Raw genomic sequence first — 23,007 nt, forward strand, 5'->3', positions numbered from 1 at the left:
CCGTGCCGGTTGTGACGGCGACGGTGCGGCCCGTCGAGTTCGGTGCACGCCACCGCCGACACCTCGTCGGTGTGGCCGGTGAGGGTTCGCCGATGGGCCGACGGTGGCCAGGTCCCATACTCGCACGGTGCCGGCCGCGTCGACGGTGACGGTGACGGTGTGGCCGTCGAGTTCGGTGCACGCCAACGCCGACACACTGCCGGTGTGGTTGGTGAGGGGTTCGCCGACGGGCCGGCCGGTGGCCAGGTCCCATACCCGCACTGTCCCGTCCCGGCTGCCGGGTGACGGCGAGGGTGCGGCCGTCGAGTTCGGTGCACGCCACCGCGGTCACGCTGCTGTTGTGGCCGGTGAAGGTGTGGCGGAGGGCGGGGCTGAAGGCGCTGCCGGTGGCCCAACGGGGTGTCCAGGTTCCCACTGGGATGCGGTGGGTGAGGTCGCGGTGGAGGTCGGTGGCGCCGGCGCGGGCGGCGTCCAGGGCGAGCACTTGCCGTCGGACAGACGGCGCACCTTCATGGTGGAGGTGGAGGCCGGTGCGGTAGACGGCGGCGTTTAGGCGGGCCTCGGGGTTGTCGGCGTGGTGGAGGTGGGGGGTGAGGCTGCGGGGTTCGGCGTGGACGAGGTATTCGGTGTCGGTGAGAACCTGGTCGAGGAGCCCGGCCTGGGTGGCGTGGTGGGCGAGGTGCGCGAGGGCGTAGGGGTGTGCGCGAGACCAGTCGCGGGTGGCGTCGGCCCGGTAGGGGACACGGTCGGTCAGGACGTTCGTGTAGGCGGCGTGGATGTCTCGGGGGTCGGTGTCCTGGCGCAGGTACTCGGCCATTGCTTCGTGGTAGAGCCGGTAGGCGGAACGGCCGTTCTCGGTGGCCTCCACGATGTAAGAACCGGCCTGGTGGCGCAGCCACAGGATGTCGTTGTCGGTGTAGGGCCGGCCGGAGGTTTCGGTGGCGAGGGGTGCCCAGATGTCCTCCCAGGGCAGGCCCTGGCCTTGGGTGTAGGCGAGGGGGCGCAGGAGGTCGATGGCGCGTTGGGCTTGGTCGCCGAGGCGCCGATGGAGGTCGCGGTGCATGGCGTCGCCGGCGTGGCGGGGCAGGGTGGCGCGCCAGGCACGGTCGGTGGGGTCAGGGATGGTGGGGGTGGCGGCGAGGGTGGCGGCGGTGATGCGGGCGACGAGGAAGGAGCGGCCTGCTGCTTCGGCGACGGCCTCGGCGACGGGCCGGAGCATAGAAGGGCGGCGGCGGTAGGGGGAGCGGCGGTGGGCCTCTAGGAGGGTGCGGATGGCGTAGGCCGTGATCGCCTGGGTGTCGGCGTAGCGGTCGTGGTCGAGGTCGATTTCCTGTTCGGGGGTGGTGCCGAGGCGGGGTAGGAGGTAGGGGCGGGTGCCGAGCAGCAGGCGGATGCGGCCCTGGGAGTGTTCGATGAGGGGGCGCAGGAGGCCGGCGGTGAGGGTGTCGGGGGTGGCGGCTTCGTCGAGGGCGTCGATGAGGACGGTCAGCGGTCGGGGGCGGTGGGTGAGGGCTTCGAGGAGTTCGCCGACGCTGGTGGCGCGGGTGCGGGCGGCGGCGTTCAGGGCGTCCAAGACGTCGGCATCGCTCAGGCGCTGGGCGTAGACAGCGGCGTCGAGAGTCCCCGGTTGGATCAGGTCGGCGGGCAGGCCGAGGGTGTGGGTGGGGACGGTGCGGTGGCGTTCGGGGTGGGAGAGAGCCGCGATCAGTCCGAGAACGGCCGTCTTCCCGGAGCCGGGGGCTGCGGTGACGACCCGGCAGGCCGCGTCGTCTTGGGCGGCGGGGTGGTTGAGCCAGACAGCTAGGTCGTGGAGGGCGGTGTGGCGTCCGCTGAACCACCACGCGGGGTCTACGTCTTCGTCGGCGGGTTGGTGGTAGCCCATGGCGCGCACCAGCAGGCGGGAGACGAGTTCGGTCTCCCGGCGCTGGTCCTGTTCGTTGAAGGCGGCGGCCTGTTGCAGGGCGAGGTCGACTTCGGTCAGACGTACGTCGTGGCGGGGGTTGGGGAAGAACGGCGGTACCTCGCCGTCCAACCCGACCATGGTCAGGCCGATGCGCTGGTGGCCGGGGCGGTCCTTGGAGTCGTTCATGTGCTGGATGAGCGCGTTCACCGACAGTGCCTGCGGGCCGTGCCCGGCCACCGGCAGGCTGGCGACCGCGTCCTGCAGCAACTGCGGGAACGCCCCGGCCAGGGCCGGCTGGTGCGGCTGCGCGGAGGAGACCACCACCAGCCCCGACCCGGTGCCCTTGCCCCACAGCGCGCCCACGCGCTCCAGCGCGGCGGCGACCATCTCATTGCCGCCCTGGCCCACGTAGCAGGCGTCCAGCATCAGCAACACCCGCCGGACTCGGGTGCCGCGCAGCAGCACCCGGGTCAGCTCCGCAGTGGGCAGCGCAGTGTAGGCGAGGTCCTCGGGGTCGGTGTCGGCGGTGAGCAGGACATGCTCCTCGCCGTCGCCGAGGATCTCGCCGTGGCAGGACAGGTAGAGCGCCAGCAGGTCGTCCTCCCGGCGCTCCGGGGAGGCGCAGAACGCGCGCAGGGCGTCGGTCAGCTGCTGCTTGGTCGGGCTGAGCGGCAGCGGGTCGTGGAGTTGGTAGCCGAGCGTCGTGGTGAACAGCTCGACCACCTGTTCACGGGCCTGGGCCAGGCCCGGCCGATCCCACTCCCGGTTTTTCGGGTAGCCGGCCACCGCCGCGGCGATCAGGTATCGCCGCGGCCCTCCGTCACCCGCACCGCTCACGCCAGGCCCTCGGCGATCGCCTTCCCGCACAACGCGTCGGTCAGGTAGGAGGTCGCGTCGTGCGCGTGCGTTCCGTTGGACAGCACCGCCGAGCGCAACTGCTCCCCGAAGACCGGGCGCAGGTCCTTCACCAGCGCCACCACGTCACCGGTCGCAGCCAGGTTCGTCCACACCAACTGCTCGCCGCCCGGCCACGCTCCGCGTACGGCCTTGCCGTCCTGCTCCGGGGTGGGCTGCAAGCGGTGCACGACCAGGTTCGGGATGCCCAGCGGCGAGCCGATCGTCACCAGCGCCCGCACCCCGTGCCCCGGCAGCGCGCACAGCGCCTCGTAGGCCACCACCGATCCCAGCGAGTGCGCCACGACCACCCGTGTGTCGGGGCTGATCTGCGCCATCACCCGCTCCCGAGCCTGCTCGCGCGTCTGTTGGTCCGTCAGGTACGCGCGTACCTGCTTCAGGTCCGCGACCACAGCCCGCAGTGCCAGATTCGCGAAGAACTTCGAACCGGAGAGGGCCCGCAGGGCAGCCTGCACCGTTCGGGGAATCGCCACCAGAGTTTCGTCGGCGTCCGGCGCCACCACCGCGGGGTCCGTCTCGGCCGCTGCCTGCCACCAGGCGGCCAGGAGCTCCTGCTCGAAGCCGACTTCGACGTCCCCGGCCGTGTAGGGCGGATCACCCGCCGCGAGCAGTTGTCCGGCCGGCCGGAACAGGTCCCCGTAGAACCCCATCGCCACATCCGACTCCGACAACAGGCCGTCGGCCTCGGCCCGGCGCAGCCCGTCACTCAGCGCCGGAAACCACACGGACCGCAGCCGGTCCTCCCCCTGAACCTGCTGCCCCATCCCGTGCACACACACCACCCGAGCCACGAACCCACCCCCACGACAGGCGAAAGCACCCAACCGGCTAAAGACCTCACACACCTACCAGTTCGCACCCCGCGCGTCCGGCGAATCCGGAGATCGGTGCTCCCAGCTCACCTGGAAGGCCGACAGCCCGCCTAACACCTCGGCGGGCACTGCGGACAGCGACCGACCAGCAGGCCCTTGCCGGCTCGCCGTCGACAGCGCCCTGCCGAGCAGCGACTCCAACGGTGCTCGCAGCAGGTCCGTCCGGACCGGGTACGGCCCCGAATCCGTTGGCGTCCCATGTCGCCGGCGGGTGGAGCTTGCTCAACCTCGGTGTTATTCACGGGCTGTGGACGATGTGATGCCACTGCTCGGCAGTGGCATCGAGCTCTCTCGAAGGTGGATCTGCCAAGCAATTTCCCGTTTACCCGCCACCGAGTCGACCGACCTGCCAGTGTCCTTGGCCCGTGGTGTCCACGAACATCGGGTAACTGTTCAGCACCTCCCGAACAGCGGCCATCCGTTCGGTGTGCCCGGTGCCGGGGATGCCCTCGCCCAGCCGCTTCACGAGCGCCGTGCGGGTCAGCGGGGTACGGGAGCCGACCAGCGTACGGGCCACCTGGTGCAGCAGTGAATTGCCGGGCGTCCCCAACTCCGCCTGACTCCAAAGGTCTTCACCCCGGGCATGTCGCTCGGAGAGCTCCGTCATCTGCGTGGAGAAGCGGGAGATCAGCACGGACAGCACCGGCGACCGCTGGGAGGAGGTGCGCGGGCGCTTCCTGTTCCACCAGTACAGGGCTCCGGCCGTCCCGGCACCCACCGCCGCGATCGCCGCCCACTGCTTCGGCGTCGGCTTGACGATCTGGGTCAACCCGCGGTCGACTCCTCCCGCGATCCCCCGGGCCAAGCCGCCCACCAGGGTGTCGGTCAAGCGCTCGATGTCGGCCATCTGCCCCTCCGTCACCCCCACGTCGCCCAGGGCCTTGCGCAGCGCGACCCAGTTGGCGCTCGCCAGTCCGCTGTCGACCAGGTCCGCGTCGGTGCCGATGATGACCACCGGGGCGATCACCGAAGCCAGCAGCAGCATCGGTACGTCGGAGGCGTCCCGGCCCGCGAGAACCCTGCCCTGCGCGGTCATCGGCAGGCCGGCGGTATCCACGATGTACAGGACGGGCGCGTACCGGGACCGCCACAGTTCCAGCGCCCGCTCCAGGTCGAACCGGCCGCCCTCGCGGTGCCGGTCGGCCAGCACCCGCGGGACCTCCTCCGACACGTGCACCGGCACCAGGCAGCGCACTGTTCCGGCCCGCGCTCCGGCGACGAACGAAGACGGGCTCGGCCGCCGGGTGGCCGCGATGATGTCGGTGGTCAGGACAGAGGTGTCCAACAGCGCACGACGCAGCAGCCCACGTTGGTGCAGGGTGCGCCGTCCGGTCGGCGCCATCTCGTTCATCCGCGAATCGTAGTGCGGGGCAGCCGGAGCAATCACAGGTTTCCCAACAGCCCACCTGGCCCCGGCCCGTGAAGTGAAAACCCGATGCGCACCGCCCCGTGGAGGCGGACAATCCACAGATATGCGGCGAATCCTCTCCCCCTACCCCGTCTCCGAGGCCGAGTACTTCGAACGGGTCCTGCGGTACGACCCGAACTCGCTGACGCAGCTGATCGCGGCAACCAGCGCCGAACTCCCAGCCGTTCGCGACCTGACCGACCGCGGTCTCGGCCTGTACACGCCGTGGGCCCTGCTCGACGCGGCCTTGGTCTCCCTGGCCCTGGGCCGGGACGGCCGCCCCCACGCCACCAGCCCGGACCTCCGGCAGATCCTCGACCTCTACCTGGCCCTGGACGACCCGGTCACCCGCGCCCCGGAAGGCATGGAGCGCTGGAACGACTACCTCCAGCGGACCCTCCACCTCCAAGGCCCCTGGCAGGAGGACGACTACTCGCAGCTCAGCCGCTCCATCGCCCTGCTGGAGCAGACCCCCTACCCGGACGACTCGGACGACCCCCTGGAGGTCGTCCTCCCCGGCTGGGACCACAAACTGCTCGGCTGCTCCCTGGCGGACTACATCGGCATCGCGAACCTCGTCTGGGCCTGCGCCACCAACGACCCGAACCTGCGCCGCCGCGGCCGGTTCACCCTGGACCGGTACCCCGTCGAGGAGTACGACCAGTTCGACGGACTCCGCACCCCAGCCCAGGCGAAGGCCGTGCTGAACCGGCACTTCGTCACGACCAAGACCAAGCTCCGCGCGGCCTTCCCGACCAACAGCGACCCCCTGCTGCGCCGCTACACCCGCAACCCGCTCCGGTCCCGCCCGCTGGTCGGCGGCATCCCGGGCGGCTACGTCGTGCCGGTGCCGGCCGCGGTGCTGGGCAAGGCCACCCCGCTCGGCCTCTACTACACCGGGGGCGACAACAACTCGGAGTGGGGCAAGGCGTTCACCCGTGACGTCGGCCGGCTCTTCGAGCGCTACGTCGGCCGCCAACTCGCCCTGATCCCGGACGCCGAGGTCCACCCCGAGATCGTGGTCAAGCTGTCCAAGAACCAGTCCAAGAAGACCATCGATTTCTTCGTCGTCTTCCCCGACCTGGTCCTGCTGGTCGAAGTGAAGTCCACCCGCCCCAGCGAAAAGCTCCGCCTCGGCGGAGAGGACTTCCCCACCAAGCTGGCCAAACACTTCGAACGCGTCCTTGAGTAGATCAACAGGTCGGTCGACTTCATTCGCTCCGGCAACCACCCGGAACTCGCGGAGATCCCGAACGACCGCCCGATGATCGCGATGGTGCTGGTGGCCGAGCAGTTCCACCAGATCAACACTCCCGCACAGCGGGCGACCCTGGCCCCCGCGCCGGAGATCCCGGTGATCTTCGCCTCCATCACCGAACTGGAGCAGGCGGTCACCATCACCGGCGCCAGCCTGGCCGAGATGCTGCACGCCGCCATCGACGCCAACGTCGCGTACCTGCGCCAGATGTTCTCCCGGTACGACTTCCTGGAGCACAACGCGGTCCTGGAGCAGGGATGGTCTGCGATTCCTTTCGCCCGCCCCCGCCGGCCGCGATCCCAGTAGCCGGACCGCCGCCAAGCTGCTTCTCGAACTGGGGGCGCGGCGAGCGCCTGCTCGCCGCGCCCCAGTTGCTCAGCGTCCTTCCAAGCGGCTGGCCAGCAGCTGAACCGTTTCGCCTTCCGGCGAGCTGGCCGTGCTGAAGTGCTGCAGTACGGCGATTACAGCGGCGTACTCGCCACGGCTGAGCCTCACCGCTTCGCCATCGGTGGCGAGAGCCGAGGCGACGTCCTCCGGAAACTGTCGATGGCTGCTCTCCGGGAAATGCTTGCCCGCAGTGCTCTTATTTTCCGAAACGACACCCACTTGGATCACGGGAGAGCCGAAGACGCCTCCAGTGATCACGTTGTGTACGTCCACTTCTACTCCTCTGGTTGCAGTCCGTAATCGGTTGGGCGGTGAAAAGGTGATCTTCATGGGCGTGCGGTGGAGTCCAGCCTCGCCCAGTGTCCACGGTGGGGCACTGGTTCTGCGGCACGTGCGCAGGTCGCCGACGGACGGCGCGGCAGGGGAGCGGCAGTGACCGGGGACCACGTCGCGGCACGGAATCGGCACACATGAGGGCGAGAGACGGTGGGAGGTCAGGAGAGTTACCGAGAGCGACTTTCGCAGGTCAGATGGCCTGTCAGTCGCATCTGTGCAGGTCAGGGGCTTGCCTGCCGAAAACTTGTAAAGCTGGGGTCATTGGTTCAAATTCGACACGAAGCTTCAAAGTAAAAAATTTTTTCGGAGTGAAACCGGTTATTGGGGCGTGCACCCTGCCACTTTGCTGCGGGGCTGCTTCCTGCGGCCGTGAGGGACTGACTCGTAAATCTGCAGACCATGGCACCTGGGCCTGGTGCGGCGTCAACCCGAACGCCTTCGACGCGATCCACGACATTTTGTGCTGACGCCCGACGTCTGCCGGTCAGGGCTTCAATTGTGGACGATCTGCTCCGCTGCCGAGGACATCAGCGTGGAGTCGGTGTCAAGCAAGTGGAGCAGAAAGCGGTGCGCCTTGAGATGAATCTCCGCAAGAGTTTGTCAACGAACATCTTCTTGCAGACTTGACCGACCGAGTGGCCACCTCGTTGGCACAGCTCGACGATCCCGGTCTTGAACTCTGGAGCGAACGAGAGGCGAGGGTGTGGCGTCTTCCCCGTACTCTCCATCATGGACATCATCCCTCCGGGGTCGAAGCCCATGGATTGGGGGTGTTCGTCATAGCAGATCAAGCCCAAGACCCTCCAGCGACAGAACCGGTGGTCGCTCCTCAGAGCCAGACTGACCTGTGCATGAGGAGGCAGGCGCTTGTGAAGGATCGGCAATGGGTACCCGTCATAACCGTTGCCACGTTCTGTCGCCCGATGGTCTACTTGGCCGATCCTCAACGGATCATCTAAGGGGTGGTGTTGGTGCGCCGTCGGCCAACGCAGCCAATGGCTGTCTCGACGTGGCCTCCTGCAGCAGGGCGGAGTACGAGTGTCTTCGGCGCCAGCTGACGGCGGGCGCCGAAGCCGGCGCGGCTTCGCGTACCAGGACGCGGTTACCCTCCTCGACTGCCTCGACATGCATGAAGGCATGTGGACGCAAGTCTCCTGGGAAGACCTGGAAGACATCGTCTGCGTCGACGGAGACGCGCCGGTCTACCGCCAGGTGAAGACCATCGAAGAAGCTGGCAAGCGCCACAGCGTCGCCGGTGTGTGCCTGCCTCGGTTGAAGAAGAACCCCGAAAGCAGCTACTTGGGAAAGCTGTTCCTCGGTAAACCCCTCTCTGACAACGCCCGCTTCACCTTCATCGTCAACGAGAGCCCGCATGCCGACTTCCACGTGTTCGTCACCGAGCGCGGCAAGCCCCGGGGTCCTATCCCGCCGGAGACCCGAGAAAACATCGTCAAGCGGCTCCGTGGCGTCGTCCTGCCGAATGAGCGCGACATCGGCTGGTGCGTTGACCGCCTTGAGGTTTTGGTCGCGGGCAGGACCATCGATGAGGTGGAAGACCGTGCGATACGGAGGCTCAGCCCCATCGTGGGCAGCCACCTCGGACAGGCACCGCTGAGCACCGAGGTCGAGGACATCATGGTGCGGCTTCTGGTGCGCATCGCCCGCGACGCGATGGCTCCGCAGCCGCGTGCCGTGTCGGCCATGGATTTCCGCGACATGATCCTGCTGGCCATCACGCAGTCCACGGGCCGACGGCAGGACGGCACTACCGCCCCGTTGACGAAACTCGCGGACAAGCTCGCGGTCGCTGGGGTGTCGGCCGAGGAGGCAGAGGCCCAAAAGGAGAAGGTCTTCAGGTACCGCAGAGCTCAGCGGGCCAGTGTCGGTCCAGTGAGTGAGCAGATGGATGTCTTCGCTGACGAAGTGTTCGCGGTCTGCACCCGGGTTATGGCCGAGCGCCGGGCCGGACGGATCCAGGCAGGATCGGAAGCGTACTTCGAGACGCTCTCCCGGGTCGAGAACCTTCCGGCGGTGAGCAGCGGGGCGGTGACCCTTGCCCGAGCACACGCGGTCCTCGCGGACATCACCGCCCGCTGCCAGAACCGGTACGCCGATGCCTCCTAGCATCGGCAGGAGCGCCATCCCGCCGCTCCACCGGCCCTGGGACCCGGACGACTCGCCCGACTTCCACGCCTCCCGGCTACTCCTCCTGCTCGCCGAATGCGGTAGCCAGCCCGGACCGCACATCGCCGGTCGCACCAAGCTCGCCAAGCTCGACTTCTTCCTCCGCTACCCCATCTTCCTCGAACGCGCGCACCGGGCTCTCGCGGACGAGGTCCACCACGAAACGGCTTTCCGCGCGTTCATGCCGGAGGAGGTCGAGGCGCCGATGATCCGTTACCGCTTCGGCCCCTGGGATCCCCGCTACCGGCAGTTTCTGGCGTTCCTCGCAGCCCGCGAACTCATCACCGTCACCACGAGCCACAAACCGGAACGGGTCCGCCTGACGGCCAAGGGGAAGCAGGCCGCCACCACCTTGGCGGCGATGGACGAGTTCCGCCCCATAGTCATGCGTTGCCACGCCATGCGTGGCAACCTCGCCGACTGGTCCGGCACCGACTTGAAGGACCTCGTCTACCGGCTCTTCCCCGCTGAGGTCGCAGAACTCGCCTACCACCAGGAGATCAGGCCATGACCGAGCCCACGGCACTCTCCCGACCCGGGCTCCGGGTCAACGCCGTCACCCTGGTTCACACATCGGGCGAGATCGACAGGTATGACTTCAACACGGCCGGCCTGAACATCATCCAGGGCGTCAGGAACAGCTCGAAGACCACCACGCTCAGGGCCATCGACTACTGCCTCGGCAACTCAGACAGCCCCGCCGACGCCCTGAAGGCGGCGGTCGCCGACGAGTACGTCGAGATCATCACCGAGCTGACCATCAACGGGAATCCGACCGAGATCCGCCGGAACCTGCAGTACGGACACCGGGGCAAGGTCACGGTGAACGGCAACGAATTTCCCGTTGCCGAGTTCTCCGACCGGATCCTGCACGTACTCGGCTGGCCCAGGATCAACGTTCCCAAGGGCATCCGTGCCGCGACCGCCACCGAGCTCGTACCCCTCAGCTTCCGTAGCGTGCTGCGCCACATCCACCGCAACGAGGACTCCTGGATCCAGTTCGCGGATAAGGAGCAGGAGTACCTCCGGCGAGCAGTGATCAGCTACCTCCTCGGGTTCGCCCCCACGCGCTACGACAACAACGACTTCGCCCTCGCGGCAGCAGAGCGCAACCTCCTCCAAGCACAAGCGGCTGAGAGGGAAGTTCACGACAGCACGGACCGGGCCGTCGCTGCGGTGTGTGAGAACCTGCAGATTCCCATCGCCAGGACCCAGCGCCAGGTCGACTCCGTCCGGGCCGACCTCAGAGCCGAACTCGACTTCGTCCACGAGGAGCGTCGCCGGCTCACCGGCGAGATCGAACTCCTCCTGGTCCCCGGCCGTCCCGAGGGCACGACACCGGGCTACGACGCCACGCTCGCCAGCCAGTACGAGCGGGCGACCCAGGAACTCGTCCAGGCAGCCGAGAGGATCGCCGACCTCGAACAGGTTCTCGCGGCTCACGTCCAGTCCCAGAACACCGTTAAGGCCGAGATCTCCCGCATGGACCGGCTGATCGCCTCGGTGGACGTCTTCGGCAGCCTACCGGTACGGCTCTGCCCCGCTTGCGAACAGAAGATCGATATTCACCGGGACCACCCGGAGGGAACGTGCTACGTCTGCACGCAGCCCGTGACCCACGACCAGCGCCGGCGCCGCGGGGAACTGGAACAGCGGTCACTGACCGCCGAGGACGAAGACCTCGAAGAGGCCATCACCCGCACCCGCCGGGACCTCGGACAAGCCAAGACGGATCGTCAGCAGGCCCAGGACCGTCGCCACGAACTCGCAGCACGGCTGAACACCGAGCGGGCCGCCCGTCTCGCACCCTTCATGACGACACTCGAAGAGATGGCGGCCCGAATCGCCCGACTACAGCAGAAGCTCACGGCGCTGCCCGCCGTGGACGAGATGATCGCCCGCAAGGCCGCCGCCACCGAAGCGACTGCGGCGGCAGCCCGACGCCTTGAGCACCACCAGCGTCAGGCTGATGACGCACCCCGCCCCGGCAAGACGCCGCTCGATCGCTGCGCACTGTTCGCCGAGAGGATGAACGAGTTCCTCGACCGTCACCGCGCCGACGTGTGGGTGGACGGCAACGTGGCGATCAGCGCCGACGACTTGACCTTCTACGTGGGCACTCGGCCCTGGCACCAAGCCCTCGGGGCAGAAGCAACGGTGCTCTTCTTCCTCGCCTACAGCAGAGCTCTGCTCTTCCTCGCCAAGGACATGGACGGCGACTGCCCGTACCCCGGGCTGCTGATGCTCGATAACCCGTTCCAGCAGGGCATCGCCAACGAGGTTGTTCACGGCGTCCTACGGGACATCGCAAAGGCTGCCGAGGAGACAGGCGCCCAGGTCATCTCCACCCAGGCAGTTCCAGTGCCCGGAGCCATGAAAACGATCAAGCAGATCCGAATGCGGACCGCCTACATCGGAGAGTCCCCCGGCTGATCCTGGCTCCTAGCCAACCCCCTCGGGGTTCTCCGAAGTCGGTGTCAGTCAGGTCAGCGGGGGAGGATGTCGTCAGCGTCGGCCTGCCATGTTGCTGGGTGGACCCGGCACGCTTGGCTGCAGCAGAGGCGGACGGTCTTACATGCATAGTTCGGCTGGCCCCATGATCATGATTTCGATCCCTCTCTCCTTGGAACGGGCTTCGGCCAGCGTTTGGGCGTCATTGGGGATGGGCGTGATCGCTGCCATGACGTAGATGTCAGCGTTGAGTCCGGCGGCGATGTTGAGGTCCTTCTCGATCTGGCCAGGTTCGGTGAACGAAGCGCCGGACGCTTTGACCTCGCCTGTGATGACCTTGCCGTCCGCGATGCCGAACAGATCGGCCTCCGATTTCTTTGGCTGCCCGGGAAACCACAGATCGAGGCCAGGCAGGAACCAGCTGCGCTCGAACCTCCGGCTCAGAGCCGCGATCGTCAGCAGATGGGGTAGTACCCCCTGGTCGCTAGCCCGGTCGATGCGGGAGTCAAGTCGGTAGAACAGCGTGGGGCCTTGAGTGGAGCCAACGTAGCCGCCGAGGGTGTCACATCCAGGGCAGGTGCCTGGCCCTCGCTCCGGCACACGGGAGAGCGGGAGGAAACTGCTGATCCCGCACGCGGCGCACTTGATGGTCAGGCCGCGTTCGACCCAACTGATGCCGGCCAGCCGCTCCAGCCGGTCAGCAGCATCCGCGTGCGTTCCGTATCCGAGACTGGCCGAGCTCTTGAAGACGCGTTCGCTCCGACTGCCCCACCGTTCCACGAACTCCCGCTCCGCCTCGCTCAGATCATCCTGCGTGTTCGGCAGGAGCCTTCGCAGGGCTTTCGCCATGTGCTCGGTACGCGGCGTCGTGAGTCTCTGGATGCTCTCCAGGACCCCCGAGGCGCTCAGTACCGACATGGCGGCATCGTCCGTGAGCCCGACTCCCACCGCGCCCTTCTCGGACACCTCGTACCGTTCCGTTCGTTCGGTGAGAAGTGCTGCCCCTGCCGAGGCCAAGGTCGGAACGTTCAGCTCCAACCGGCACTCCTGCCGCACGAAGGTCGCCAGCTCGATGGCGCCGTTGCGCCAGCGGGCGTTCCTGTCGACAAGCCGGGCCACGGAGTCGGTCTTCGGTAGAGCCGCGAAAGGAGCTCCCTCAAAGCCGATGAGCACGTTGACCGTAGAGCTGAAGGGAACGGGACTCGTGAAACGCAAGGTGATCTTGTCTTGGACCACTGGGACATCTACATAGCACTGCTCGCCGTATATCCGGGTGAAGGACGAGAAGACGGTCGCATCACGGCGATTGAGGTAGGTGAACGGTGCGGTGCGCAGGCTCTCGGTTCGGGGGAGATCGTGCTTCAGCACGAGCCCATCCTCCGTCGGCTTGTGCAGGCCGAGGTAGGCGGCGACTTCGTCCAGCACGGTGAAGTCCAGGCTCCGGCTCGTCATGACGACATCCACCGAGAACTCGTCCAAGCGTCGAAGCTGGGAGGCGAGTTGTTCCGGGAATCCCGCCCAGTCCTTCAGCTGCGTGGCTGGCAACAAGTACATGGGAACTGCTGCGAAGCGCAGCGGACGCAGGGCCCGGACGTTCCAGAATGCCAGGCAGTCCGCCAGCTCACCGTCATCGCCGGTCAGCCAGAGCACTGTGGGGCCATTGGCGATCCTGGTAGCCGTGTTCTCGCCGAAGTACGCCACCGTGCGGTCCAGCAAAGTGTGCTGCCACAGCTGCGCGCGGCCGATCTCGTCAGGTGAACGTGGCCGGCGCACCACAAGACTTTCCCAGCGGAGCGCCTGCTCGACTTCATGGCTCAAGTCACCTGCCGCGGTCGCCTCCCACAGGCTTCCGCCAGCCGAGGCGATCACATGGCCGTTGGTGCCGTCCACTGTTGAAGGCAGCCCCAGATCGGAAGGGTTGCAGGAGAAGGCGGTCCACCCCAACTGGTCGATGTGTTCGATCGAAGACACGAGTTCCAACCCGAGCGATTCGGCTGCCGTCGTTGCCGCTTCGACCGAGGCATTGACGTTCACCGCTCCTTCGGGCTCGGCCAGTTCGACCACTCGACGGTGCTCGTCACTGATAGAACCGTCGGACCTGACCTCAACGATCACCTCGCACGCCCCGGCCCACCGGGTGCAAGCCTCTCGTACAGCGCGCCGGAATCCTTCCTCACTCGCCTCTGCAATGAGGTAGACGGCCCGAGCCGGGCGCACCGTAGCCGTGAACAACGCCCCGTAACTTGCCGCTGCACCTGGATTCATGGGCGACACCCTGCCACGCTGATGCTCACCTTCGCAGGCCAATGAACAGCAGCGCGGTTACCGACTGGAGCTCTGACGCCTGACGGGCTCGTTCAGAATCCGCAGCTCCTTGCCAGATTCCCTGCTGCGCTCTGCGTCTTCGGAAGCGGTGCTGCGAGCTCGGCTGTACCTCTCAGGGCCTTTGAGGACCTCCAGGAAGGATCCGTGTGACACTCAGCGATAGCCGTGGCCGAAAGACCTGATGGGTCGCGATCGCCGTGACTGCGTTGGGCGGGATGCGGTGAGCGCACACGAGGACTGTCACGCTCCGTGGGTGGTGAAGCAGCCCCCGTGGTCTGCTTCACCTTGCTGATCCGCAGTCAGCTTTCACCGCCGTCATTTCACAGCCATTTCACATGAGGGCGAGGAGGGTGAGTAACAGCGAGAGCTCATGAGATGCATATGCGCAGGTCAGGCGCCATGGAATGGGGGCCTGACCAGATGGCACTTGGAGGCCGGTTCAGAAGTCGTAGCACAGCTCGAACCTGTTGCGCCTGACTATTGGAGCCGTCGCATGGAAGGGGCACCGAGTCTCGGGACGTGCCGGGGAGCCCGCGCGGAGACGGACGCGGGCTCCGTTCTTAGCAGGTGGCTGTGAGGGTGTCGAGGAGGCGGGTGAGGGAGGTGCCTAGGCCCCAGCGGGCGGAGAGGTCTTCCAAGGCCATGGGGTCGCGGGGTTCGGTGGGAAGGGTGGGGTCGAACTCCGGGAGGGGGATGTCGGTGGCGACGCGGACGACGGTGGGGGCGACGTCGAGGTAGGCGGCGCCTTCGAGGATGTTCTTGCGGCGGGCCGGGGTGAGCTTGGAGAGCGGGTCGGCGGCGGCGGCACGGATGCCGGCCAGGTCGCCGTACTCGCGGATGAGTTGCACGGCGGTCTTCTCACCGATGCCCTTCACCCCCGGGAGGCCGTCGCTGGGGTCGCCGCGCAGGGCCGCCATGTCGGAGTACTCGGAGCCGGTGACGCCGTACTTCTCACGCAGGAAGGCCTCGTTGATGACCTCGGCGTTGCCGACGCCCTTGATCGGGTAGATGACCTGGACGCCGCGGGCGTCGTCGACGAGCTGGAAGAGGTCTCTGTCGCCTGTCACGATCAGGACGCGCGCGGGTTGGTAATCTGCAGTCTCCCGGTCGCCGGTGACGATCCGGACCGGGCCGGTGGCGCGGGTGGCCAGGGTGCCGATCACGTCGTCGGCCTCGTAGCCGGGGACGCCGACCCGGGCGATGCCCAGGGCGTCCAGCACCTGCTCGATCACCGGGACCTGCGGGGCCAGGGTGTCCGGGACCTCCTCCTCGCCGTCCTGCGCGGCCTCGGCGACCCGGTGGGTCTTGTAGGTGGGGATCAGGTCGACCCGCCACTGCGGGCGCCAGTCGGCGTCCGTGCAGGCGACCAACTGGTCCGGGCCGTGGTCGTGGACCAGGCGGGAGATGAAGTCGAGCAGGCCGCGCACCGCGTTCACCGGCTCGCCCTGCGGGGAGCGCAGCGAGTCCGGGACGCCGAAGTAGGCGCGGAAGTAGAGGCTGGCGGTGTCCAGCAGCATCAGGCGGGGCGCGGTCGGGGCGCTCGGAGCGGTCGGTGCGGTCACCCCCCGATCATGCCGCATCCCGCCGACAGCCCCGGGGTGATGCGCCGTCAGTGCGGGTGCGGGCCCGAGCGGTGCACCGGCCCGTGGGTGTCCCCGCAGTGGTCGCGGGCCTGCTCCCCGGCCGAGGCCGCGGCGGCCGCGCTGTTCGGGGAGATCTGCAGCAGCCCGTCCGGGCCGTCCTCGCCGACGTGGTCGACCTGGAGGGTGGCGTGGGTGATCCGGTACTCCTCGCGCAGCCGGCGCTGCAGCTCGTGCTGCACCGCGTGGCAGTCGCCGCCCGGGGTGACCAGGACGTGCGCCGACAGCGCGGGCTGGTTGGAGGTGATCTCCCAGATGTGCAGGTCGTGGATCTCCTCCACCTGCGGGACGGCCACCAGCCGGTCCGCCACCGCGTCCGGGTCGATGCCGGCCGGCGCGGCCTCCAGGAAGATCCGCGCGGAGTCCCGGACCAGCCCGGTCCCGGCCCGCAGCATCAGCGCCACCACCACCAGCGAGGCGATCGCGTCGGCCCGGACGAAGCCGGTGAACAGCACCACCGCGCCCGCCACCGCCGTCGCCACGAACGCGTACAGGTCGGTCAGCACGTGCTGGAACGCGCCCTCCACGTTCAACGAGGACCGGTTCGCCCTCGACAGGCACCAGGTCGCCGCGACGTTCACCACCACGCCCACCAGCGCCGTCACCAGCACCAGCGAGCCCTGCACCGCGGGCGGCGAGACCAGCCGGGTCACCGCCTCGTAGCCCAGCCAGGCCGACAGCACCAGCAGCGTCACCCCGTTCGCCTGCGCGGAGAGGATCTCGGCCCGCTTCAACCCGTACGTGTAGCCGCCGCGCGCCGGACGCGCCGCCAGCCGCATCGCCACCAGGGCCAGCGCGATCGACGCGGCGTCGGTCAGCATGTGCGCCGCGTCCGAGATCAGCGCCAGCGAGCGGGCCGCGAAACCGACCACCACCTCGCCCGCCATGAACACCACCAGCAGGACCAGGGCGCTCCACAGCCACTTGCGGTCCGCGTCCGCCGAGACCGCGTGGCTGTGCCCGGCGTGGCCGCCGTGCCCGCCGTGCTCGTGGTCGTGGTCGTGTCCGGCCATCGGGGTCCCTCCGCTCTGCTGCCCGTACCGGCAGTGAACCCCAGATCGGAGGAAGATCCAAAGGCTGCAGTGGTGACCGTTGTCGTTCTCCCGCGCGCCCCGCATCGGCGCAGGTCGCACCGCACCCCGGCGGGAACCAGCCCAACGGGGGACACCGCACTGGGCCGACCGGACGCGGAGCCCCGGCGGGTGGGACCTCAGCGCACGGGAGCGGCCGGGACGACCGGGACGGCCGGGGCGGTGAGCGGGGCCAGCCGGGTCGCGTGGACCAGGGCGCGGGCCACCCGCAGGTCCTCGCCCTGCTCGGGGTGCCACTGGACGCCGACGGTGAAGCCCGCGCCCTCGACCGCCTCGACGGTGCCGTCCTCGGCGTACGCGCTGACGGTCAGGCCCTCGCCGAGGCGGGCCACCGCCTGGTGGTGGAAGGTCGGGACGGAGACCGACTCCTCCGGCAGCAGGTCCGCGAGCAGCGTGCCGGGGACCGGGCGGACCGCGTGCCGCCCGTACTCGCCGGGCGCGCCGAGGTGGCTGAGCTCCTCGCCGACCACGTCCGGCAGGTGCTGGAACAGCGAGCCGCCGCAGACCACGTTCAGCAGCTGCATGCCCCGGCAGATGCCCAGCAGCGGGGTGCCGGCGGCGAGCGCGGCGCGGATCAGCGCGGCCTCCCACAGGTCGCGCTCGGGGGCGCAGGCCACCGTCGCCGGGTGGGGGCGCTCGCCGTACAGGGCCGGGTCGACGTCCTCGCCGCCCGCGATCACCAGGCCGTCCAGCCGGGCCACCACGGCCGCGGCGTGCTCCGGGGCGTCCGGCGGCAGCATCAGGGCGATCCCGCCGGCCTCGCGCACCAGCTCGGGGTAGCGCGCGGGGAGCAGGACGGAACGCATGCTGTCCCACCGCCCCCAGCCGGCGTCGGTGAGGAAGGTGCTGATGCCGATCACGGGGCGAGAAGTCATGGCGCGCATTCTGCCGCCCGTGCACGCCCCCTGCCGCGCGACCCACCACCCGCACGCGCCCCATCAGGCGCGTGGAGCACAGCACACGCCCCCCGCCGGAGCCGGGACGGCACAAGGGGCCGGGCCGGGACCGCCCCGGGACCGCCCCGGGAACGGCCCGGCGGGGGCCGGCGGGGGCCCGGCGGGGGCGATCGGGCGATTCTCACCGGAATCTCATCGCCGGACACCCATTTGCGGCCCCGCGCTGATTTCCCGCTTATCCGCAGCCCCCTAGGGTCTCTACCGTGAGCGAGCAGCAGATTCCGGCCGGGTGGTACCCGGACCCAGTCGACACCGACAGCGACCCCCGCCCCCAGCGCTGGTGGGACGGCAAGGGTTGGACCGCCGAGACCCGCCCGGCCCCCGCAGCGCAGCCGGAGCCCGCGGACGCCGCACCGGCCCCGGGCCCCGCCGCGGGCACGGGCGCTCCCGGCCCCGAGGACACCGCCGTCCTGGAGGGCACCGTGCTGGACGCCTCCGGGCAGACCGTGCACTACCCGCCGCTGCCCCCGTACGCCGGGCAGTTCGCGGCCGAGCCGGCCCCCCGCAAGTCGTCCAAGCCGTCCAAGCCGGTCCTGGTGGCCGCCTCGGTCGCCGCCGTGCTCGGCCTCGCGGTCGGCTCCGGCGTCACCTACCTGGCGATGGACGGCCACCGGGACGGCACCAAGTCCGCGGCCGCCCCGAGCTCGGACGGGCGCCACTACGGCGGCAACGGCTTCGGCGGCGGCCAGGGCGGCGGCAGCCGGAACGGCAACGGCAACGGGAACGGGAACGGCAGCGAGAACGGCAACCCCAGCAACCCGTTCGACTTCGGCGGCGGCAGCGGGAACGGCAACGGCGGCACCGGTGGTGGCGGCCAGGGCGGCACCGGCGGTGGCCCGGGCGGCGGCCTGGGCGGGAACGGCGGTGGCAGCGGGACGAACGCCAAGACCGCGATCGACATGGTCAACGGCATCTCGCTGCCGATCCCGAGCGGCTGGACCGGCGGCACCACCCAGGACGGCTACGCCGGCATCTACACCGGCAGCTACACCTGCGTCGACGGCGCGGACAACTGCTCGCTGGGCGGGGTCACCACCGGCAAGATCAGCGGCACCGACGCCAAGCAGGCCGCGCAGGACGACATCGCCGCGGCCGCGAAGGAATCCTACGGCGACCTGAAGGGCCACAAGGAGCTGAAGAACGAGGCGGTCACGGTGGCCGGCCGCTCCGGCTACCTGGTGCGCTGGCAGGTCGACGCGGCGAAGGGCAACCCGGGCTACGTGGAGACGGTGGTCTTCCCGACCGCCGACGGCAAGGCGCTGACCGCCGTCCACTTCGGCTTCGACATCGCCGACAAGGCCCCCGGCCCGGACCAGATGGACAGCATCGTGAAGAGCATCACCAAGGTCGACGCCGGCTCCTTCCCGGGCGGCTCGGGCGGCACCACCACCTGACCGGCGGCACCACCACCTGACCGGCGGCACCGCGACCTGACCGGCGGCACCGCGACCTGACCGGCGGCACCGCGACCTGACCGGCGGCACCGCGACCTGACCGGCCACCCGTCTGCACCACGGCCCGGCGCACCGCCCCCACCACCCGGTGGGGGCACCGCGCCGGGCCGCAGCCTTGCCGTCCGGGACGCTCAACCCCCTTCGCGCAGGAGGGTGTTGAGCCGGGCGGCCTGCCGGATCAGGTGGTTCCGCTCGGCCTCCGTCCCGGCCGCCCCGGCGGCCCGGGCGTACAGCTCGGCGGCGGTCGGCAGGTCGCCGGCCCGCTCGTGCAGGTACGCGCGGGCGGCGGTGTGCCGGGGCAGCGACCCGTCCAGCGCGGCGAGCGCGGCCAGGCCCGCGCGGGGGCCGTCCGCCTCGCCGACGGCGACCGCCCGGTTCAGGCGCACCACGGGGTTGTCGGTCAACGCGGCCAGTTCGTCGTACCACTCGACGATCTGCACCCAGTCGGTCTCGGCGGCGGTCGGCGCGTCCGCGTGCAGCGCGGCGATCGCCGCCTGGGCCTGGAACTCGCCGAGCCGGTCGCGGGCCAGCGCCGCCTGCAGGACGGCGACGCCCTCGGCGATCGCGGCGGTGTCCCAGCGGGTCCGGTCCTGCTCGGCCAGCGGCACCAGGCTGCCGTCCGGCGCGGTCCGCCCGGCCCGGCGGGCGTGGTGCAGCAGCATCAGCGCCAGCAGGCCGGACACCTCCGGGTGGTCGATCCGGGCCGCCAGCTGCCTGGTCAGCCGGATCGCCTCCGCGGCCAGGTCGACGTTTCCCGAGTAACCCTCGTTGAAGACCAGGTACAGCACCCGCAGCACCGTCGCCACGTCCCCGGGCCGGTCCAGCCGCACCCCCGAGACGGTGCGCTTGGCCCGGGAGATCCGCTGCGCCACGGTGGCCTCCGGCACCAGGTACGCCGCGGCGATCTGCCGGGTGGTGAGCCCGCCGACCGCGCGCAGCGTCAGCGCCACCGCCGAGGACGGCGTCAGCGACGGGTGCGCGCACAGGAAGTACAGCCGCAGCGAGTCGTCGCGGTCCGGCACCGGCCCGGGCCCGGGCTCCTCCTCCACCGCGTCCTCGCGGCGGCGGCGCGCGGTGTCGGCCCGGGCCGCGTCCAGGAAGCGCCGCCACGCGACGGTCACCAGCCAGCCCTTCGGGTCCCGCGGGGGCTCGTCCGGCCAGCGCCGGACGGCCTCCACCAGGGCTTCCTGGACGGCGTCCTCGGCCGCCGCGAAGTCGGCCCCGCGGCGGACCAGGACGGACAGCACCTCCGGGGTGAGGACGCGCAGCAGCGACTCGTCCACGGCCGAGGACGTCGTCCCGCTCACTCCGTGACGGTCGGCGGCTCGGACATCACCGGGCGCAGCTCCAGCCACTCGCGGATCGGCTCCCCGCCCGCGCCCGGCGCCGCCGACAGCTCGGCGGCCAGCTCCAGCGCCCGCTCCCGGCTGTCCACGTCGATGATCATCCAGCCGGCGATCAGGTCCTTGGTCTCCGCGAACGGCCCGTCGGTCACCGGCGGCTTCCCCTCCCCGCCGTACTGCACCCACGTCCCCTCGGGCGCGAGCCCCTGCGCGTCCACGAACTCGCCGGTCTGCTCCAGCTTGGCGGCGAAGTCCCGCATGTACTGGATGTGCGCGTTGACCTCCGCGGGCGTCCACTGGTCCATCGGCACGAAGCCCTCCGGGGTCGGGGCGCCGCGGTAGTGCTTCAGCATCAGGTACTTCGCCATGGGTCTCACTCCTAGCTTCCGGTGCGGTCCATTGTGGCCGCCTCCACCCCTGGACGGAGCCGCTCCCGGGTTCTCGACACGACCGCGGAGGATTCCGCCAAGATTTTTTCGCGGCCGTGGATCGCCCGGTGCGGTCGGCTCCTTTTCCCGGTGTGAACACCGTCGAACCGCCGCCGCCCGCCTCCGCTCCCGCCCCCGACGCCTCCGCCCCCGACGCCGCCGGCCCCCGCCCGCCGTGGGAGACCGCCGCCCCGCTGGTGGCCGCCGCCCGGGCCGGGGACGCCCTCGCGATGGACCGGCTGCTGACCCTGCTGCTGCCGTACGTCACCCGGCTGTGCGGGCCGATCGCGCTCGCCGACGCCCCGGACGCCGCCCAGGAGGCGCTGATCGCGGTGCTGTGCGGCCTGCCCGGCCTGCCCGGCCTGCCCGGCCTGGCCGACCCGCGCGCCCTGTACGGCTGGGTGCGCACCGTCACCGCCCGGGAGGCCGTCCGCACCGCCCGCCGGGCCCGCCGGCACGTCCCGTCCGACACCCTCGCCCACGACCTGCGCTCCGCCGCCGACCCGGAGCTGCCCGGCGACGTGCGGGAGTTCACCCTCCAGGTCGGCGGCCACCGACCACACCGGGCCGAACGGTGCGGCCAGCGTCCGTTCCGCGGTCATCGGGTACCGTCCGGCCTCGGCCAGCACCCGCAGCCGCCGCACCGGTCCGAAGCCCGGCACCGCCGCGTCGCCGTCCACCGCCAGCACCCCGCACCGCCGTTCCGTTCCGGACCACGGTCACGGTACCGCCGCCGGTCACAGGAAGGTGCGGCCCTCGCCCCGGTAGGTCGGCACCGTCGCGCTCACCGCGTCGCCCTCGACCAGGTGCAACTGCTCGAAGCGCTCGCAGAGTTCACCAGCCTTCGCGTGCCGGAACCAGACCCGGTCGCCGATCAGCAGGTCGTCGGCGGCCGATCCCAGCAGCGGCGTCTGCACCTCGCCCGCGCCCTCCTGCGGGTCGTACCGCAGCCCGGCCGGCAGGTACGGGACGGGGGAGCGGTCCGCCCCCGCCGGGCCGGACGCCGGGTAGCCGCCGCCCAGCACCGTCACCACGCCCACCCCGGGCCGCCGCACCACCGGCTGGGCGAACAGCGCCGCCGGACGGCCCCGGAACGCGCGGTAGTTGTCGAACAGCCGGGGCACGAACAGCCCCGACCCGGCCGCCACCTCGGTCACCGCGCGCTCCGCGACCGTCGACTCCACGCTGCCCGTGCCGCCGCCGTTCACGAACTCCAACTCGGCGACCCGGCGCACCCGTTGCACCACCTCGGCGCGCCGCACCGCCAGCTCCGCGCGGGCCTTCGCCTGCATCAGCCGCACCGCCGCCGACCGCAGCGGCCGCCCCGCCACCGCGTCCCCGACGCCCGCCACGTGGCCCTCGTACGCCATCAGCCCGACCACCTCGAACCCCCGGCGGCGGCCCACCAGTTCGGCGAACCGGCCGAGCTGCTCGGGCGTCCGCAGCGGCGAGCGCCGCGCCCCCACCCGGATCCGGCCGCCCAGCAGTTGCAGCGAGGTGTCCAGCTCCAGGCAGACCCGCACCGTCGCCGAGCCCTCCCGGGCCGCGTCGATCAGGTCCAGCTGCGCCACGTCGTCGACCACCACGCTGACCTGCCGGGCCAGTTCCGGGTCCGCGGTCAGCCGCCCGAACGAGGCCCGGTCCGCCGACGGGTACGCCAGCAGCACGTCGGTGAACCCGGACTCCACCAGCCACAGCGTCTCCGCCAGCGTGAAGCTCATCACCCCCGCGAAGCCGTCCATCCCGAGCACCCGCTCCAGCAGCGCCCGGCACCGCACCGACTTCGACGCCACCCGGATCGGCTTCCCGCCGGCCCGCCGCACCAGGTCCGCCGCGTTCGCGTCGAACGCGGCCAGGTCGACGACGGCCAGCGGCGCGTCCAGGTGCGCCGTCGCCCGGTCGTAACGGGCCCGGTCGGAGACGGTGCCACCGGTCGCGGCGGCTTCAACGAGTGCCATGGGCGCAGACTGCCACATCCCCCTACTGGACGGTAGATCCATCGGACCCCCAATCCCGGCCGCCCCATCCCGCCTCACCCCGCCCCACCCCACCCCGC

At 70.2% G+C, this 23,007-nt stretch carries 17 protein-coding genes; 6 read left to right on the plus strand and 11 right to left on the minus strand.

Annotation, left to right across the window (positions count from 1 at the left end):
* The 3 genes from EDD39_RS38115 to EDD39_RS38125 all read right to left on the minus strand — a co-directional run.
* Positions 1 to 2,689, minus strand: a 2,689-nt coding sequence (locus EDD39_RS38115; RefSeq protein WP_208765785.1) for a caspase family protein, incomplete at its 3' end; no start/stop codon positions are given.
* Positions 2,690 to 2,736: 47 nt separating this feature from the next.
* Positions 2,737 to 3,582 carry a lipase family protein gene (locus EDD39_RS38120; protein WP_208765786.1) on the minus strand — a complete coding sequence of 282 codons (846 nt, stop codon included), beginning with the start codon at positions 3,580 to 3,582 and terminating at the stop codon, positions 2,737 to 2,739.
* Between the two features lie 430 nt (positions 3,583 to 4,012).
* Positions 4,013 to 5,041, minus strand: coding sequence for a PIN domain-containing protein (locus EDD39_RS38125; RefSeq protein WP_123564211.1), 1,029 nt, complete (start codon positions 5,039 to 5,041; stop codon positions 4,013 to 4,015).
* Positions 5,042 to 5,162: 121 nt separating this feature from the next.
* On the opposite strand from EDD39_RS38125, the gene EDD39_RS40100 reads away from it, so the two are divergent.
* Both EDD39_RS40100 and EDD39_RS38135 read left to right on the plus strand, forming a co-directional pair.
* Positions 5,163 to 6,290, plus strand: coding sequence for a hypothetical protein (locus EDD39_RS40100; RefSeq protein WP_162870361.1), 1,128 nt, complete (start codon positions 5,163 to 5,165; stop codon positions 6,288 to 6,290).
* A 72-nt stretch (positions 6,291 to 6,362) separates the two neighbouring features.
* Entirely contained in the window at positions 6,363 to 6,662 is a 300-nt protein-coding gene (locus EDD39_RS38135) for a hypothetical protein (protein ID WP_123564212.1), read from the plus strand.
* 69 nt (positions 6,663 to 6,731) lie between these two features.
* Here the strand turns inward: EDD39_RS38135 and EDD39_RS38140 are convergent, their stop codons facing one another.
* On the minus strand, positions 6,732 to 7,016 hold the full coding sequence (locus tag EDD39_RS38140) for a hypothetical protein (protein WP_123564213.1): 285 nt from the start codon (positions 7,014 to 7,016) through the stop codon (positions 6,732 to 6,734).
* A gap of 1,101 nt (positions 7,017 to 8,117) precedes the next feature.
* Between EDD39_RS38140 and EDD39_RS38145 the strand changes: the two genes are divergently transcribed.
* From EDD39_RS38145 to EDD39_RS38155, 3 genes are read left to right on the plus strand one after another with little or no spacing between them, the layout of a single operon-like run.
* Complete coding sequence (locus EDD39_RS38145) at positions 8,118 to 9,203, plus strand: dsDNA nuclease domain-containing protein (protein ID WP_162870362.1); 1,086 nt, start codon at positions 8,118 to 8,120, stop codon at positions 9,201 to 9,203.
* Entirely contained in the window at positions 9,193 to 9,774 is a 582-nt protein-coding gene (locus EDD39_RS38150) for a hypothetical protein (RefSeq protein WP_123564215.1), read from the plus strand. Before EDD39_RS38145 ends, EDD39_RS38150 begins: the two co-directional genes overlap by 11 nt.
* A complete protein-coding gene (locus EDD39_RS38155) occupies positions 9,771 to 11,696 on the plus strand; it encodes a hypothetical protein (RefSeq protein WP_123564216.1) in 1,926 nt (641 codons plus the stop codon). The genes EDD39_RS38150 and EDD39_RS38155 overlap by 4 nt, the downstream gene beginning before the upstream one ends.
* 138 nt (positions 11,697 to 11,834) lie before the next feature.
* Here EDD39_RS38155 and EDD39_RS38160 read toward each other — a convergent pair whose 3' ends face one another.
* From EDD39_RS38160 to EDD39_RS38175, 4 genes are all read right to left on the minus strand, one after another.
* Positions 11,835 to 13,829, minus strand: a complete 1,995-nt coding sequence (locus EDD39_RS38160; protein ID WP_148089612.1) for a hypothetical protein — start codon at positions 13,827 to 13,829, stop codon at positions 11,835 to 11,837.
* A gap of 770 nt (positions 13,830 to 14,599) precedes the next feature.
* Entirely contained in the window at positions 14,600 to 15,556 is a 957-nt protein-coding gene (locus EDD39_RS38165) for a 5'-3' exonuclease (protein WP_123564322.1), read from the minus strand.
* A gap of 92 nt (positions 15,557 to 15,648) precedes the next feature.
* Complete coding sequence (locus EDD39_RS38170) at positions 15,649 to 16,692, minus strand: cation diffusion facilitator family transporter (protein WP_123564218.1); 1,044 nt, start codon at positions 16,690 to 16,692, stop codon at positions 15,649 to 15,651.
* A gap of 197 nt (positions 16,693 to 16,889) precedes the next feature.
* Positions 16,890 to 17,645 (minus strand): gamma-glutamyl-gamma-aminobutyrate hydrolase family protein, encoded by a 756-nt coding sequence (locus tag EDD39_RS38175; protein ID WP_123564323.1) that lies wholly within the window; start codon positions 17,643 to 17,645, stop codon positions 16,890 to 16,892.
* A gap of 284 nt (positions 17,646 to 17,929) precedes the next feature.
* On the opposite strand from EDD39_RS38175, the gene EDD39_RS40505 reads away from it, so the two are divergent.
* Positions 17,930 to 19,120: a DUF2510 domain-containing protein gene (locus EDD39_RS40505; protein WP_244257533.1), complete on the plus strand. Its 1,191-nt coding sequence runs from the start codon at positions 17,930 to 17,932 to the stop codon at positions 19,118 to 19,120.
* 191 nt (positions 19,121 to 19,311) lie between these two features.
* Here the strand turns inward: EDD39_RS40505 and EDD39_RS38185 are convergent, their stop codons facing one another.
* The 3 genes from EDD39_RS38185 to EDD39_RS38200 form a co-directional block, all read right to left on the minus strand.
* Positions 19,312 to 20,463, minus strand: coding sequence for an RNA polymerase sigma factor (locus EDD39_RS38185; protein WP_123564219.1), 1,152 nt, complete (start codon positions 20,461 to 20,463; stop codon positions 19,312 to 19,314).
* A gap of 20 nt (positions 20,464 to 20,483) precedes the next feature.
* Entirely contained in the window at positions 20,484 to 20,891 is a 408-nt protein-coding gene (locus EDD39_RS38190; protein ID WP_123564220.1) for a YciI family protein, read from the minus strand.
* A 797-nt stretch (positions 20,892 to 21,688) separates the two neighbouring features.
* Positions 21,689 to 22,909, minus strand: a complete 1,221-nt coding sequence (locus tag EDD39_RS38200; protein WP_123564222.1) for an amino acid deaminase/aldolase — start codon at positions 22,907 to 22,909, stop codon at positions 21,689 to 21,691.
* Positions 22,910 to 23,007: the final 98 nt, after the last annotated feature.

The sequence above is a fragment of the Kitasatospora cineracea genome (genome assembly GCF_003751605.1).
Taxonomy (GTDB): domain Bacteria; phylum Actinomycetota; class Actinomycetes; order Streptomycetales; family Streptomycetaceae; genus Kitasatospora; species Kitasatospora cineracea.

What these genes read in the sequence shown, in the direction of transcription:
- EDD39_RS38120 (WP_208765786.1), bottom strand. Translation starts at nt 3,582, where the DNA reads ATGGGGCAGCAGGTTCAGGGGGAGGACCGGCTGCGGTCCGTGTGGTTT.
- EDD39_RS38125 (WP_123564211.1), bottom strand. Translation starts at nt 5,041, where the DNA reads ATGAACGAGATGGCGCCGACCGGACGGCGCACCCTGCACCAACGTGGG.
- EDD39_RS40100 (WP_162870361.1), top strand. Translation starts at nt 5,163, where the DNA reads ATGCGGCGAATCCTCTCCCCCTACCCCGTCTCCGAGGCCGAGTACTTC.
- EDD39_RS38135 (WP_123564212.1), top strand. Translation starts at nt 6,363, where the DNA reads ATGATCGCGATGGTGCTGGTGGCCGAGCAGTTCCACCAGATCAACACT.
- EDD39_RS38150 (WP_123564215.1), top strand. Translation starts at nt 9,193, where the DNA reads ATGCCTCCTAGCATCGGCAGGAGCGCCATCCCGCCGCTCCACCGGCCC.
- EDD39_RS38155 (WP_123564216.1), top strand. Translation starts at nt 9,771, where the DNA reads ATGACCGAGCCCACGGCACTCTCCCGACCCGGGCTCCGGGTCAACGCC.
- EDD39_RS38165 (WP_123564322.1), bottom strand. Translation starts at nt 15,556, where the DNA reads ATGCTGCTGGACACCGCCAGCCTCTACTTCCGCGCCTACTTCGGCGTC.
- EDD39_RS38170 (WP_123564218.1), bottom strand. Translation starts at nt 16,692, where the DNA reads ATGGCCGGACACGACCACGACCACGAGCACGGCGGGCACGGCGGCCAC.
- EDD39_RS38175 (WP_123564323.1), bottom strand. Translation starts at nt 17,645, where the DNA reads ATGACTTCTCGCCCCGTGATCGGCATCAGCACCTTCCTCACCGACGCC.
- EDD39_RS38190 (WP_123564220.1), bottom strand. Translation starts at nt 20,891, where the DNA reads ATGGCGAAGTACCTGATGCTGAAGCACTACCGCGGCGCCCCGACCCCG.
- EDD39_RS38200 (WP_123564222.1), bottom strand. Translation starts at nt 22,909, where the DNA reads ATGGCACTCGTTGAAGCCGCCGCGACCGGTGGCACCGTCTCCGACCGG.